The sequence below is a fragment of the Streptomyces sp. NPDC015220 genome, from assembly GCF_043079345.1.
In the GTDB taxonomy this organism is placed as follows: domain Bacteria; phylum Actinomycetota; class Actinomycetes; order Streptomycetales; family Streptomycetaceae; genus Streptomyces.
In genome coordinates, this window is sequence record NZ_JBIBUK010000013.1 from 144,869 (window position 1) to 158,874 (window position 14,006).

Annotated in this window: 9 protein-coding genes; 5 read left to right on the plus strand and 4 right to left on the minus strand. The window is 73.2% G+C overall.

Features of this window, described 5'->3' with window-relative positions:
* Positions 1–407 precede the first annotated feature (407 nt).
* Positions 408–3,845, plus strand: coding sequence for a phosphocholine-specific phospholipase C (locus tag ACF061_RS24545; RefSeq protein WP_392269102.1), 3,438 nt, complete (start codon positions 408–410; stop codon positions 3,843–3,845).
* Between the two features lie 271 nt (positions 3,846–4,116).
* On the opposite strand, the gene ACF061_RS24550 is transcribed toward ACF061_RS24545, so the two are convergent.
* Positions 4,117–4,512 (minus strand): group 1 truncated hemoglobin, encoded by a 396-nt coding sequence (locus ACF061_RS24550; protein WP_392269103.1) that lies wholly within the window; start codon positions 4,510–4,512, stop codon positions 4,117–4,119.
* A gap of 321 nt (positions 4,513–4,833) precedes the next feature.
* On the minus strand, positions 4,834–5,406 hold the full coding sequence (locus ACF061_RS24555; protein WP_392269104.1) for a hypothetical protein: 573 nt from the start codon (positions 5,404–5,406) through the stop codon (positions 4,834–4,836).
* Between the two features lie 269 nt (positions 5,407–5,675).
* Here ACF061_RS24555 and ACF061_RS24560 point away from each other — a divergent pair, with 269 nt between their 5' ends.
* Positions 5,676–6,167, plus strand: a complete 492-nt coding sequence (locus tag ACF061_RS24560) for a nucleotidyltransferase domain-containing protein (protein ID WP_392269105.1) — start codon at positions 5,676–5,678, stop codon at positions 6,165–6,167.
* Between the two features lie 512 nt (positions 6,168–6,679).
* Positions 6,680–7,546: a universal stress protein gene (locus ACF061_RS24565; protein WP_392269106.1), complete on the plus strand. Its 867-nt coding sequence runs from the start codon at positions 6,680–6,682 to the stop codon at positions 7,544–7,546.
* Between the two features lie 119 nt (positions 7,547–7,665).
* Here the strand turns inward: ACF061_RS24565 and ACF061_RS24570 are convergent, their stop codons facing one another.
* On the minus strand, positions 7,666–8,997 hold the full coding sequence (locus ACF061_RS24570) for a phosphoribosyltransferase family protein (protein ID WP_392269107.1): 1,332 nt from the start codon (positions 8,995–8,997) through the stop codon (positions 7,666–7,668).
* A gap of 565 nt (positions 8,998–9,562) precedes the next feature.
* Positions 9,563–12,250, minus strand: coding sequence for a GNAT family N-acetyltransferase (locus tag ACF061_RS24575; protein ID WP_392269108.1), 2,688 nt, complete (start codon positions 12,248–12,250; stop codon positions 9,563–9,565).
* 556 nt (positions 12,251–12,806) lie between these two features.
* On the opposite strand from ACF061_RS24575, the gene ACF061_RS24580 reads away from it, so the two are divergent.
* Together ACF061_RS24580 and ACF061_RS24585 are read left to right on the plus strand one after the other, a co-directional pair.
* Positions 12,807–13,265 (plus strand): cyclic nucleotide-binding domain-containing protein, encoded by a 459-nt coding sequence (locus ACF061_RS24580; RefSeq protein ID WP_392269109.1) that lies wholly within the window; start codon positions 12,807–12,809, stop codon positions 13,263–13,265.
* Between the two features lie 42 nt (positions 13,266–13,307).
* The gene (locus tag ACF061_RS24585; RefSeq protein ID WP_392269110.1) at positions 13,308–13,958 is read left to right on the plus strand and encodes a CBS domain-containing protein; all 651 of its coding nucleotides are present in this window, start codon (positions 13,308–13,310) and stop codon (positions 13,956–13,958) included.
* Positions 13,959–14,006 lie beyond the last annotated feature (48 nt).

Consider the following 14,006-nt stretch of genomic DNA (forward strand, 5'->3'; position numbering starts at 1 on the left):
CCTTCGGACAAGCGCGCCCGGGCCCGGCACAGCCGGTTCCCCGGCGCGCTCGGCGAGCCCCTCGAAGGCCCCCTCGGCCGCTGCCGAGGCGTTGGACCTCTCCGTCGCTTCCCGGCGCGATGACCGTCCGTGCCGCGCGGTCGATCACGGCGTACGGCCGTCGTCCGGGACGGATGCCGTCGTCGATCGCCGTCGCGGTGCCGCCGGCGGCCGGATCCGTCTTCGCGGGTCCGGGCCCCGGTGTCCCGTCCCGGACGGCGGAGGGCGGACACCGGCCGCGAAGCGGCGAGCCGACGGTGCGTCGGCGGATCGGATCAGGAGAACAATCGATGCCGTTGCCTGAACGGTCGGCGAAATCCTGCCGCACGGGGTTATGAGCACGGTAGGGGCGATCTAGCCTTCCGCGCATGTCTGATGTTTCCCGTCGCAAGGTTCTCGGCGCCCTCACCGGCGGTGCCGCACTCTCCCTCCTTCCCCCGTCGCTGCACCAGGCGATGGCCGCGCCCATGCCGCGCGGCGGGATGCGCGCCATCGAGCACGTCATCGTCCTGATGCAGGAGAATCGTTCCTTCGACAACTACTTCGGAACCCTCCAAGGCGTGCGCGGCTTCGGCGACCGCACGCCCCTGCGCCTGCCCACCGGGACCAGCGTCTTCGAGCAGCCCCGGCGCCAGGGCGGCACGGTGCTGCCGTTCTCCGCCCGCCGCGCGGCGCTCGACGCGGGCCGCGAGGAGAGCGACATCCAGTATCTGGGATCGCTCGCGCACGGCTTCTCCGACGCCACCCAGGCCCGGGCCAAGGGCTGGTGGAACGACTGGATCGCCGCCAAGACGCAGAGCACCATGGCCTTCTACGACCGGCGGGACATACCGCTGCAGTACGAACTGGCGGACCGCTTCACCATCTGCGACGCGTACTTCTGCTCCGTCTACGGTTCGACCAACCCCAACCGCCTGTACCTGTGGTCAGGCACGACCGGCTACGAGGCGGACGGCGTCAACCGGGCCGTCACCAACGCCGCGTACGACTACAACCACCCCGGTTACACCTGGACGACGTACCCCGAGCGTCTGGAGGCCGCGGGCGTCTCCTGGCAGATCTACCAGGAGTGGGACAACTTCACCGACAACGCGGTGGAGTACTTCCGGCCGTGGAAGGAGATCGGCCGGAAGATCCTCTCCAAGGTCACCGGCCAGTACTCCACCACCGAGCAGTTCTACGACAGCCTGTGGAACAGGACCGCGGAGCAGAGGAGGGCCGCGCTGGCCGAATTCCAGCGGGGCGTCGATGCGTTGACCGAGGCCGAGCGACGGCTCTTCCTGCGCGGTGCCTACCGCTCCGAACCGGACACGCTCGTCCGACGGATCCGGTCCGACATCGAGAAGGGCACACTGCCGAAGGTCAGCTGGGTGGTTCCGACGGCGGCGCTCTCCGAGCACCCCGGCAGCTCCACTCCGGTCGGCAGCGCCAACCTCGTCTACGACCTCCTCGACGCCATCGCGAGCGACCCGAAGACCTGGTCGAAGACGGCGCTGTTCATCAACTTCGACGAGAACGACGGCTACTTCGATCACGTCCCCGCCCCCGTCGCGCCACAGCCGTCCTCCGGCAACGGCGACGACTGGTTCAACGGCACTCCCATCGGCCCCGGTCCGCGCGTGCCGATGACGATCGTGTCGCCCTGGACCGTCGGCGGATTCGTCAGCTCCCAGGCCTTCGACCACACCTCGGTGATCCGGTTCCTGGAGAAGTGGACCGGCGTCCACGAGCCCAACATCAGTGACTGGCGCCGCAGCGTGTTCGGCGACCTGACCTCCGTCTTCGACTTCGACCGCGGCCACCGGCAGCCCAAGGTCGAGCAGCCCGGACCGGTGCCCGCGGCGGTCGCCCGCTGGAACCCCGTACCGCCGAAGAACCAGTCACTGCCCAAGCAGGAGACCGGCACCCGCCCGACACGTCCCCTGCCGTACCGGCTCTCCCTGCGCAGCGACATCACCCGCTCCGGCTGCCGCCTGCGGCTCGGCAACCAGGGCGCCGTCGCCGCCACGCTCACCGCCTACCCGGGTGACGGGACCGCTCCGCGCGCCTGGACGGTGCCCGCGGGCAGGAGCACCGACACGACGGTCGAGTACGGTGATGACGGCTACGATCTGCAGGTCCACGGCCCCGGCTGGTCCACCTGGGAACTGCGCGGATCCGGTGTGGGAGCCGACGCCCATGTCGTCGAGCACCCGTCCGCCGGCCGGGTGGACGTCGTATGCTCCAACCCCTCCTCCACGACCCGCACCCTCCTCGTCGGTGAGTCGGTGTACTCCCACCGGCACGGCGAGCCCGTACGCGCCGTCACCCTCAGGCCCGGCACGTCCCGTACGGTCCGGTTCCGCCTCCCGGACCACGGCTGGTACGACATCGCGGTCCTCGACAGGGGCGATCCCGCCTTCCTGCGCCGCATGACCGGCCGAGTGGCGGACGGCGGACCCGGGGTCACCGACCCCGCGACCGGCACCGTGCCGGCGCTGGCCGCGACGATCGCTCCGCCCGCCGCGGTTCCGCCGCTGGACACGCCGCTCACGCAGGGAAACCCGACCGAGGTCGTCGTGACGGTACGGAACCAGGACAGCGGTCGGCTCAAAGGACTCGCCGTCGCCCTGCTCGCCCCGTCCGGCTGGACGGTCGAGCGGACCGGTGCGGTCCCCGGAGGGCTCGGGGCCGGAAAGTCGGCCGACGTGCGCTTCACGGTCACGCCCGCCGGCAGCGCCACCGCGGGCCGGCTGGTCGTCGCCGCACACGCCGAGAGCGACGGTCTGCTCAGGCTCGCCGACGCGCGCCTGCGGACCGGCGTCGCCCCCGCCCTGAGCGTCACGCTGACCGGTCCGGCCGGCTCACCCGGGACCGACGGCACGGTGCTCTCGCCGGGCAGACCCGCCACGGTGGCAGCCACCGTCACCAACGCCGGCAGCACGCCCCTCACCGGTCTGGCCGCCACGCTGGCCCTCCCGGAAGGCTGGGGCTCCACGGCGAAGGGCGCCACGCCCACCTCTGTCGCGGTCCGCTCGTCCGTGACCCTCACCTGGGACGTCGTCGCGCCCGTCTCGGCGGTCCGCGCCGCCGGCACCCTCGAAGCCGCCGTCACGGCGAAGCTGACGGGCGGGGCCATGAAGGCGTCAGCGTCCCTGCCCGTCAGGACCGGCCCCCTCATGACCGGATACCTGCTCGCGGAGGACTTCGAGTCCATCGCCCCCGCTCTCACCGCGGCGGCCGATCTCAGCCGGCCCGGCCTGCTCGGATGGACCCGGACCGCGCCCGAGGGCTGGACGGTCACCAACGCGGCGGCGATGCCGCAGGGCACACGGGAGCTTCAGGGCTGGACCTTCCTGTCCAAGCAGTTCTGGTTCCCCGCCGGACAGGACCGCTCAGGCTTCACCCGGTCCCTCGGAGTCGTCGCCGTCGCGGACCCCGACGACTGGGACGACACCGGCAATCCGTCCGCCCGGGGCCGCTTCGACTCCACCCTGACCAGCCCGTCGGTGACGATCCCCGCGGGCACCTCCACCCTGTACCTGGGGTTCGACTCCCACTACCGGCAGGAGAGCCCGCAGGAGGCCGAGGTCGTCCTCGAGTTCGACTCGGGCGCGACGACGCGACTGCTCCACTACAGCAGCGACTCCTCGGGCAACACCAACCAGGGGGTGGACCAGCAGAACCGGCTCGTCCGTCTCTCCAGTCCCGTGCCGTCCGGGGCCACGTCCGTGAAGGCGAAGTTCCGGATCTTCAACGCGGGCAACAACTGGTTCTGGGCGATCGACAACATCCGCCTGGGCACCAGCCCGGTCACCGACGTCTGACCGGTCGGCCGTTCACGCACACCGCCGCGGCCCGTCCCGCCCGGAAACGCTGTGCCCGGGCGGGACGGACCGCGCCGCTTGCGGCACCCGGGAACCGGAAGCGGCTCCTCGGACCGCCGCGTCATCCGCCGCGTCCGCGCACGCGGCCACCTGCCGGAGCCGGTCGCCGGGACGTGCGGCGCCCACGATCGCCACGGCGAGCGGTGGGTGAGCACGGTCGGCGCGGCGACGTCCCCGGCGACGCGGCCCGACGTGGGGGAGGCGCGTGCCGTCAGGCGGTGACGATCTCCTGCTTCAACGGCAGCAGCACTTCGGCGACCGCGTCGATCGCGGCCGCGTCGACACCCACCTCGGCGAGCGCGGCGCCGAGGTGGTCGACGACCCGGCCGAAGGCCTCCTGGGTGATCGACAGGTGTTCGTGGGCCTTGCGCATGGAGCGGCCGGAGTAGGGCCGTTGGGCACCCAACGCCTGTGCTACGAAACGTCGTTGGTGATGTCTGAGGTGGTCGACGTCGACGCCGGAGAAGTAGGACTCCAGGTCGGGGTCGCCGAGAACCCTGTCGTAGAAGATGTCGACGACGGCACTGACCGCGGGCTCGCCGCCGAGCTGCTCGAAGAGGGTCGGTGCGGGGGACTTCGACGGTGCGGTGGGAACGGTGTCACTCATACCGCCCAGGATCGAAGTGGGTCCTTGCCGGGACGTCAGAACGGAGTTAACCCCGCGGGACGAAGCGCTCACCCGCCGCGACGGGCAGGGCGAGGGGTCGGTAACGTCCCGCTCACACGGGGCCGGGTCTCGAAGTGCTCGTCGTGTCCCGGCGCGAACGCCTCACCGTGCCGTCGACGCCGGCGGCCGTGGCGGGTCGGAGACGTGTCCTCGTCCGCGCTGCCGGACGGCACGGACAGGATCACGATCTCTGAAGGTCCCGCGCCTGCTCGTGGGCGACCGCGTCGTGCCCCGCTCCCGAGAAGCCGGGTGGTCTGCCGTTCATCCGGGAGGAGCCGAGCGGCGGCCCAAGAACGTTTCGCTCACCCGATTGGCCAGATCGTCTTCGGTCATCGTGGTGTCGGCCTCGATGGCATGCAGTCCGAGACGCCTCGTTTCCTCGTGGAGGCGTTCCACGAAGGCATGGTCGCGTTCGGCGATGTTGCGGCCGGCTCGCTCCGGATCACTGGTCTTCCGGATGAAACCTTCTCCGGGGGCGGTCCGGCCCTGGATCGCGGTCCGGCGGAAGTCGGGTGACGGGAGGAGCCAGACCGCGTGACCGGACACCGCGAGCAGCGGCTTCACGAGGTGTGGCAACAACCGGAAGCCCTCGACGATGACACAGGGCTGCGACGGCAGGCGAAGGAGGTCTTCGACGATCAGCCCGAAGCCCTCACCGCGAAACCAGTGGAAGGTCTCGAGCATGGTGACGGGAGACCGGTTCACCCATCGCTCGTCCATGTCCATGGCCATGAACCGGTGCAGGAACGGGGCCTCTTCGGCGGTGGTCCGGCGGGCGTGGTCCGACATCACGTCGTCGGTCGCGTAGAGACGCCATCCGTACTGATCCGCCAAGCGGCGAGCGATCGTCGACTTGCCCGCACCGCTCCCGCCACCGATCCAGTAGACGTGCCGCAGCCGTTCACGCAGGGCCGCGGTGTCGGCAGCCGCCTCGTGTCGTTCGGGTCGCATTCTTCTCCTGTCCGCATCGCTCCGTCACACGACGTTACCGACTCCGGCCCGTCAGGAGCCTGGCGGCCGGAAGACGATGACGATCCGACCGTCACGTACGCCAGCGAATCCACTCGCCCGCCCGAGTGATCAGCGCTAGCCTGCGCGGGGTGATGACGGCTGAGGACGTGTTGACCATTCTCGCCGTGCTGCGGAACGCGGACGCCGACATCTGGATCGGCGGTGGCTGGGGCATCGATGCCCTGGTCGGTCGGCAAACCCGCCGGCACCGCGACCTGGACCTGATGCACCGCGAGAGCCAGGAACCGGATGTCGTGGCGGCTCTCGCGAACGCCGGATTCGTCCAGACCCTCGACTGGCGCCCCGTGCGGTTCGTCCTCACCGATCCCCGTGGTCGGGAGATCGATCTTCATCCTCTGGTTCTCGCTGCGGACGGATCCGCCGTGCAGGCATCACCCGACCCTGAGCACCCGTTCGTCTATCCCGCCTCGTGCTTCACCACCGGCACCATCCTGGGGTCCACCGTCCCGTGCCTCTCACCGGAGCAGCAGGTCCATTTCCACCAGGGCTACGAACCGGCTGATCACGACCGTCACGACATGGCCCGGCTCCGGCAGGCATTCGGGATCGCCACTCATTTCTGACCCGCTCTCCCAGCACACCCTCCCGTCGTGTCGAACCCGCCCCACTGGGCCTGGTGGGAACCGCGCCCGCTGCGCCGTCTCCGTCAGCGCGCGGTACCGGACGGCCCCGGCACCCCGGTCACTACCTCGGAGTCCCTGACCGTCCGCTGAGACACCCCAGGCCGTAACGCCGGGTTCCCGCACCACGGGGAGCCCGGCTCCGGCCCGGCAGCCGATCCGGAAGCGCGGGACGACACCGACCGGGACACCGCCGGCGTGATCCTTCTCGGGTCCCGGTCCGGGGCCGCAGGACCACGCCGCACAGGGGCCGTGCGGCCCTGTCCCGCTCCCGTGTCCCCGCAGCGAGCACCACGGACGGGGGTCTGACGGCCCCGAGCGGGGACCTGTGGCCCTGTTCCCGCGGGGCGCGGGCCGCGCATGCTCGGAACGGATCGCTCGTCGCGGGAGGCGGGGACCATCTGTGACTCGGGGCGGCACGGAGGCGGCGCCACGCGCACGGGAGTGTGAGGACGATGGATCTTCCCCTGGTCGTCGGTGTGGACGGGTCCGAGCCCAGCCTGCGGGCCGTGGACTGGGCGGCCGACGAGGCAGCCCTGCGGCAGGTGCCCCTGCGCGTGGTGTACGCCTCGCTCTGGCAGCGCTACGAGGGCGCCGTGCTCCCACGGGACCTCGACGGACCCGACGCACGCGTTCCGGCCGAGGACGTCGTCCGGGCCGGCGCCCGCCGCGCCGGCAGCCGGCAGAGCGCACTGCGGATCAGTGTCGCCGTCCTGCCCGAGGAGCCCGGGTACGCGCTGGTGCGGGAGGGAAGAAACGCCTGCGCCCTGGTCGTGGGCAGCCGGGGCCGCAGCGGCGTGGTGAATCTGCTGCTCGGTTCGGTCAGCCTGTTCGTGGCGGCGCACGCCGACTGCCCCGTCGTCGTGGTCCGGGGCGGCAACGACAACCAGGTCCGTGCGGCGGTGCACGGCCGGGTGGTCGTCGGTGTCGGCGACGAGTCCGCCGCCGTCGTGCGGTTCGCCGCCCAGGAGGCCCGACTCCGCGCGGTCGAACTGCACGCCCTGCGGGCCTGGCGGTGCCCCGCGCACGAGACGATCGACCACCCGCTGATCACCGGGGAGCCGGAGCGCGTGTACGAGGAGCGGGCCGCCGACGCCCTGGAAGCGGCGCTGCTGGGCGTCCCGCCGGAGGTGAAGGTGCGGCACAGCACCGTGGAAGGGGCGGCTCGCAAGGTGCTGCTCGCAGCCGCGTACAAGGCCGACCTGCTGGTCGTCGGGGCCCGGCGCCGCCCAGGGCACCTCGGGCTCCAGCTCGGGCGGACCTCGCACACCGTCCTGCACGACTCGCCCTGCCCGGTCGCCGTAGTGCCCCAGTGGGCGTGAGCGGCGGACCCGGGGGCCGATCGGCCTCCGGTCGTCCCCGGACAGCCCTCACGGGCTCCGTCCGTGCCGCCGGATGTTCGGGTCGGGCCGGTGCCCGGCATGGTCCTGCGGGTGCGTGGTCATGGTGATCCCGTGAGCACTTGGGTGTCCGCCCTGGTGAGACGGGTCGTGAACCAGTCGCGGGTCAGTTCCGCGACCGTCTCCAGCGCGCCCGGCTCGGTGAACAGGTGGGTGGCGTCGGGGACGACTTCGACGCGGTGGTCGCAGCGCAGCCAGTCCGCGGCCAGGTGGTTGCAGCCGAGCAACCGCGTGTCCAGGGCGCCGACGACGAACAACGCGGGGGCGTGCACCCGGGCCAGCGCCGAGGGGCCGGCCAGTTCGGGGCGGCCGCCGACGCAGACGACGGCGCCGATGTCCTCGTCGGCCGCGGCCGCCTCCAGTGCGGCCGCGGCGCCCGTGTCCGTCGCGAAGCAGCCCACACGCAGGCCGGTTTCCCGGCGCAGCCAGCCGCAGGCCGCCTGCAGGCGCCGGGCCAGCATGGTGATGTCGAAGACGTTGTGCTGGTTGCGTTCCTCGTCCCCGGTGAGCAGATCGAGGAGCAGGGTGCCCAGCCCCGCACGCTGGAGCGCGGTGGCGACGCACTGGCTGCGCGGGTCGCTCCCGCCCCGGCTGCCGGCGTGGGCGAAGGCCACCACCGCCCGCGCCGTCGGGGGCAGTGTGAGCAGGCTCGGTATCCGTACCTGGTGGGCCGGCACCTCCACCGGCCGGCCCGGCGACGGGCGCTCCGGCGCGGGACCGTCTCCAGCGGCCGGCGAAGGCCGGCCCGCCTCGGCGAGCAGCGCGGTGATGTCCGTGTCGCCGACGGGCGCGAAGTCCTCGTACCAGGCGCCGACGGAGCCGAGGTGCCGCACGGGCCGAGGACATACGACCTCGTTCGCCACGGTCCGCAGATGCGCCAGGGCCTCCTCCTGCCCGACCGGAACGGCGAGGACCACCTGGGCCGCGCCGCGGACCCGGGCCACCCGGCAGGCGGCCTCGGCGACCGCCCCGGTCGCCACCGCCTCGTGCACGAGTACGACGTCGCGGCCGGCCAGGGGCATCGGCGAGCGGGCGCCCCGCCAGCGGCGCACGCGCCGTTCGAGCTCAGCCTGCTCATGCTGTTCCAGGGCTTCCCGCTCGGTGGCACTCAGCCCGCTTTCCGCCAGCAGGTGCTCGTCGATGACTCGGACGCCGTGCTCACCGAGGGCGCCGTAGCCCAGTTCCGGCTGCCAGGGCACGCGCAGTTTGCGTACGACGGCCAGATCCAGCGGCACGGCGAGGTGTCGGGCCACTTGGAACGCCACCGGGGCGCCGCCCCGGGGAACACCCAGTACCACGACGTGCGCGTCGCGCAGGTGCTCCAGACGCCGGGCCAGGCGCCGTCCCGCGTCCGCGCGGTTCTCGTAGCGCATGCGCCACCTCCTGATGTCGTCGTTCCGGCGGCGCGGCCGGGACGGGTCGCCCGCCGACCGCACGGCCTTCTCGGCGGGCGGTCGGCTCAGGGGCCTCGGCCCCACGGCCGCCGCTCGCGGTTCCTCCTGCCGCGCATCGGCACCCACCTCCCCCCGTACCTCCGAAGGTGACAGGGGGAAGGGAGGCGCGCATGGGCCGGTCAGGTGGCGTCCGACGTCCGACCGGGCCCGCCTGTGGCGGGAAGAGGGGCCGATGGGCCCCGCCCCGCCGGGACCAACGGACGCCCGGGCAGCGGCCGCGTCGGCGCGGCCTGTCTCGGTTCGGGGACCCACGGGTCGCCCCACGGTCGCGTTCCCGGCACGACGGCCCTGGTCCTGCACGGTCGACGAAGGGCACGGACCGCGGGTCGAACACGAGGTCGACGACGCGCGGCGGCGCGCGCGTCGAACCCGGACGACCGGCGGTGGCGGTGGCGGCGCGGAGCGCGCGGCCCACCGCCCGGGCCCGTCCCTGCCCGGGCCCGTCCCTGCCCGGGCCCGTCCCCGCCCGGCCGGTCCAGGCCGTTCAGCGCAGGCGGCGCAGGTACGGGTCGTAGCGGCGGCGGGGGATGAGCCGGACACGTACGTCCAGTGCGGTGATGCCGTGCGGTCCGGCCAGTACGGGATTGAGGTCGGCCTCGGCGAGCTGCGGCAGGTCGCACGCCATGCGGGAGAGGCGGTGCAGCAGCTGCTCCAGGGCCGTGAGGTCGACGGCCGGTGCGCCGGCGTAGCCGTTCAGCAGCGGGGAGCAGCGCGGGGAGGTGAGCAGGTCGCGCACGTCGTGGTCGGTGAGAGGGGCGAGCCGGCCGGCGTGGTCGGCGAGGAGTTCCGTGGCCGTTCCGCCGAGTCCGAAGAGTACGAGGGGTCCGAAGACCTCGTCCTGGACGACACCGGCGAACAGTTCCGTCCCGCGTTCGGCGAGCGGCTGGATCACCACGCCGGTCAGCCGGTCGCCGAACCGGCCCACCAGGTCCCGGTGGGCTGCTCTGACCCGGGCGGCGCCCCGCAGATCGAGGTGGAGGGCGTGCTGCTCGCTCTTGTGCAGCAGCCCGGGCCAGTAGGCCTTCATGACCACGCCCTGGTCCGGGCCGGCCAGCCGCCGGGCGGCGGCGACCGCTTCGGCCTCGTCCTGTGCCCAGGCCCAGGGAACCTGGGGGATGCCGTAGCAGCCGATGAGGTCGGAGACGGTCCGCGGGTCGAGCCAGGCGCCCTCGGGGTTGACGGCGAGGAAATCGGCGACGATCCCGCGCGCCCGTGGGCTGTCCACGTCCGCCGGCTCCGCCACGTCCCCCGGCGGACGGCCCAGCCATCGGGCACGGACGGCCGCGTGGGCCAGGGCGCGCGCGGCGTCCTGGGCGTCGGAGTAGGCGGGCACCGTGCCCTCGGCACAGGTGTCGAGCAGTTCCACCCGGGCCGGCTGCGAGGGAAGAACCGCGACGGCGGGCCGGGGAAGCGGTCCCGGGACGTCGGTGAGGGCCCGCACCAGGTCTTCGCCCATCGCCGAGGCCACCGCCGTCGGGACGAGGGCGACGAGCACGGCGTCGACGGCTCCGTCCCGTGCCAGGCGCTCCACGCAGGCGCGCAGCGCCTCCTCGCCGACGGCAGCGGTCGCGTCCACCGGGTTCGTCGCGGCGGCGCCCGCGGGCAGCAGGGCGAGGAGCTCGCCGGCCAGGCCGGCGGGCAGCGGTGGCACACTCAGTCCCGCGTCCGCGCAGGCGTCGGCGGCCAGTACGCCGGCCCCGCCCGCGTTGGTGACGACGGCGACCCTCGTGCCCGCCGGCAGCGGCTGGGAGTACAGCAGGGCCGCCGCGTCGAGGAGTTCACCGATCGTCCTGGTGGCCGTGACGCCGGCCTGGGTGAACAGCGCCTGCCGCGTCATGGTCGGGGTGGCGGCCGCCGCGGTGTGCGAGGCCGCGGCCCGGCGCCCGGCCTCCGACCGCCCCGCGTCCACGGTGAGCACCGGCATCGTACGGGCCACCCGGCGGGCGGTACGGGAGAAGGCCCGCGGGTTGCCGAAGGACTCCAGGTGCAGCAGCGCCAGGCCGGTGCGCCCGTCGCTCTCCCACCACTGGAGCAGGTCGTTGCCGCTGACGTCGTACTTGTCGCCGAGGGAGACGAAGCTGGACACGCCGACGCCGAGGCGGGCCAGTCCGTCCAGCAGCGCGATGCCGACTCCGCCCGACTGCACGGCGATCCCCGCGGAGCCGGCTCCCGGATGCCGGGCGGCGAAGGTGGCGTCCAGGCGGACCGCGTCCTCCGTGTTGGCCAGTCCCAGGCAGTTGGGACCCGCCAGCCGCATGCCGTACCGGCGGCACGTGGCCATCAGGGCGCCCGCCTGGTGCGCGTCGAGTCCGGCCGAGACGACGAGCAGGGCGCCCACCCCGGCTCTCCCGCACTCCTCGGCCACCTCGGGAACGGCCGGCGCGGGGACGGCGACGACCGCCAGCTCGGGCACGTGCGGCAGCGCGGCCACCGACCGGTACGCGTGCACTGAGGCGATCGCGGAGGCCACCGGGTGGACGGCGAACACGCGCCCGGTGAAGGCCCCGGTGAGGATGTTGCGCAAAATCGCCCGCCCGACCGAACCGGGTCTGCGGCCGGCCCCGATCACCACGACGGACCGGGGACGCAGCAGCGGCCGCATGCTGACGACGTCGGCGCGCCGGCCGCGGGTGTCCACGGCACTCAAGTAGGTCTCGTCCTCGGTGAGTTCCACCACGCAGTGCACTTCGGGGCCGTCGTAGCGGCGGGTCACGCGCAGGCCCAGGTCGTGGAAGACCCTCAGCACGTCGAGGTTCTCGGCCAGGGCGTCGGCGGTGAAGGCGGTCATGCCCGCCGTCCGGGCGGCGTCCGCGAGGTGTTCGAGCAGCAGCGTGGCCACTCCGCGGTGGTGCCAGTCGTCGGCCACGACGAGCGCGACGTCGGCCGTCACGCCGTGCGGCTCGGCCTCGTACTCGGCCAGACCGACCAGACGGCCGGCGTGCTCGGCGACCAGGGCGCGGTGGCCGGGGCGTGGCGGCCCGGTCACGCGTTCCGCGGCCTGCCGGGCGGAGGGGCGGCTGACGAGGAAGAACCGCAGCCGCAGGTTCTCGTCGGACATCTCCTCGTACAGACGCAGCACCCCGGCCCGGTCGCCGGGGTTCGGCCGGCGGATACGGACCGTGGTGCCGTCGGCCAGCAGGGCGTGCACCGGAGTCTGCTCGGTTTCGGTCATCGCAGGCGCTCCCTCCGGAGTGACGATGTCCAGCCTTCGATCCGCGGCGGCCGCCCCGCCGGTGCCCGACCCGGCCGTTCCCCCCGGACCGGGGGCGGCTTCCGGTTCTGCCCGGCTCGCCCGGGGGCGGCACCCGGGCCATGGCGCCCGGAAGTCTGCCGCGTGTCCCGAACAGGACCGGAGCCCGTCGGGATCGGCCCGCCGGGGAGCGTTCGCAGGCGCTCGCCGGCCGCCGTGCCGGGGCCTCGGTCTCTGCCCCGACCTCGCCAGAATAGGTCGAACGCCGTGAGAAGGGGGCGGTCCGGACACGCGGTCGGCAATTGTGCACCGGGCGGTTCGGATCCGCGAGGAGCGCGGTCCCTTCTCGTCCGTTCGTGCCGTGGCCGGGGTCCGCGGAGGGCAGCCCGAGGGGGCCTTCGTGCGGGTGCCTCCGGCAAGTGGGGCGGCGGAGCGGGCGTAGGGCCGAAGAGCCCCGGTCGGGGCCCGAGCGACCCGTGGCGCGGGGGCGGGAGGGCGCGCACGCTGGAACCGACAGCCCACGAAGGGAGCCGGTGCGATGACCTCGGCCACCACCATGACCACGGCTCTCGGGCCCGCACACCGCGAACGGCTGATGCGCCTCGCCCGGGAGGTCACCTTCGACGCCGGCGCCCGCCTGTTCGAGGAGGGCCGCCAGGCCGACCGCTTCTGGATCGTGCGCACCGGCACCGTCGCCCTCGACCTGTACGTACCCGGCCGTCGGCCCGCCGTCGTCGAGACGCTGGGACACGGCGAACTGGTGGGGTGGTCGTGGCACTTCCCGCCGTACGTCTGGCACCTCGGTGCCGAGGCGATGAGCCCGGTGCGGGCCTGGGAGTTCGACGCCGGGGCCGTGCGAACGCTGTGCGGGGACGATGCCGAGTTCGGGCGGGCGACGGCGGTGTGGGTGGGACGCGTGGTCGCCCAGCGGCTGCGTGCCTCGCGCGTCCGGCTGCTCGACCTCTACGCCCCGTACGGCGGCGGGGTCCCGGCTTGACCACACGGACGCTCCGGCGGCCGGAGGAGAGGAGGCGCGAGCATGGACGACAGCCCGCACCGAGTGGGTGACGTGATGACGCGTGCCGCCGTGGCGGTGGGCCGCAGGGCTTCGTTCAAGGACATCGTCGAGCGCATGGAACAGTGGCAGGTCAGTGCCCTCCCGGTGCTGGAGGGCGACGGCCGGGTGATCGGGGTGGTCTCCGAAGCCGACCTGCTGCCCAAGGAGGCGTTCCGGGACAGCGATCCGGACCGGCCCGCACAGCCGCACGTGTCCGAGTTCGCCAAGGCCGGAGCGGTCTGCGCCGAGGAGCTCATGAGCGCGCCGGCGGTCTCCGTCCACGCGGACGCCACACTCGCCGAGGCCGCGCGCATCATGGCGCTGAGGCACGTCAAGCGGCTGCCCGTGGTGAGCCCCGAGGGCGTGCTCGAAGGCGTCGTCAGCCGTGGCGATCTGCTGAAGGTGTTCCTGCGCACCGACAACGAACTCGCCGACGAGATCCGCCGCGACATCGTCGACGTCCTCTTCCCGGCCCCGGTCGAGCCCGTACACATCATGGTCACCGACGGCGTCGCGACCCTCACCGGACGCGTTCGCGACCCTGCTCTGATTCCGCTGGCCGCGCGCCTGGTCCGGGGCGTGGAAGGTGTCGTGGACGTGGACTGCCACCTGATCGCCGACGGCGCTGCCTGACCGGCGCTCTCGGCCTCCGGACACTGACCGAGCCGGTCCCGGAGGGGG

Excerpts from the sequence above, each read along its gene's own strand:
- ACF061_RS24545 (WP_392269102.1), top strand. The coding sequence starts at position 408 with ATGTCTGATGTTTCCCGTCGCAAGGTTCTCGGCGCCCTCACCGGCGGT.
- ACF061_RS24550 (WP_392269103.1), bottom strand. The coding sequence starts at position 4,512 with ATGAGTGACACCGTTCCCACCGCACCGTCGAAGTCCCCCGCACCGACC.
- ACF061_RS24560 (WP_392269105.1), top strand. The coding sequence starts at position 5,676 with ATGACGGCTGAGGACGTGTTGACCATTCTCGCCGTGCTGCGGAACGCG.
- ACF061_RS24565 (WP_392269106.1), top strand. The coding sequence starts at position 6,680 with ATGGATCTTCCCCTGGTCGTCGGTGTGGACGGGTCCGAGCCCAGCCTG.
- ACF061_RS24570 (WP_392269107.1), bottom strand. The coding sequence starts at position 8,997 with ATGCGCTACGAGAACCGCGCGGACGCGGGACGGCGCCTGGCCCGGCGT.
- ACF061_RS24575 (WP_392269108.1), bottom strand. The coding sequence starts at position 12,250 with ATGACCGAAACCGAGCAGACTCCGGTGCACGCCCTGCTGGCCGACGGC.
- ACF061_RS24580 (WP_392269109.1), top strand. The coding sequence starts at position 12,807 with ATGACCTCGGCCACCACCATGACCACGGCTCTCGGGCCCGCACACCGC.
- ACF061_RS24585 (WP_392269110.1), top strand. The coding sequence starts at position 13,308 with ATGGACGACAGCCCGCACCGAGTGGGTGACGTGATGACGCGTGCCGCC.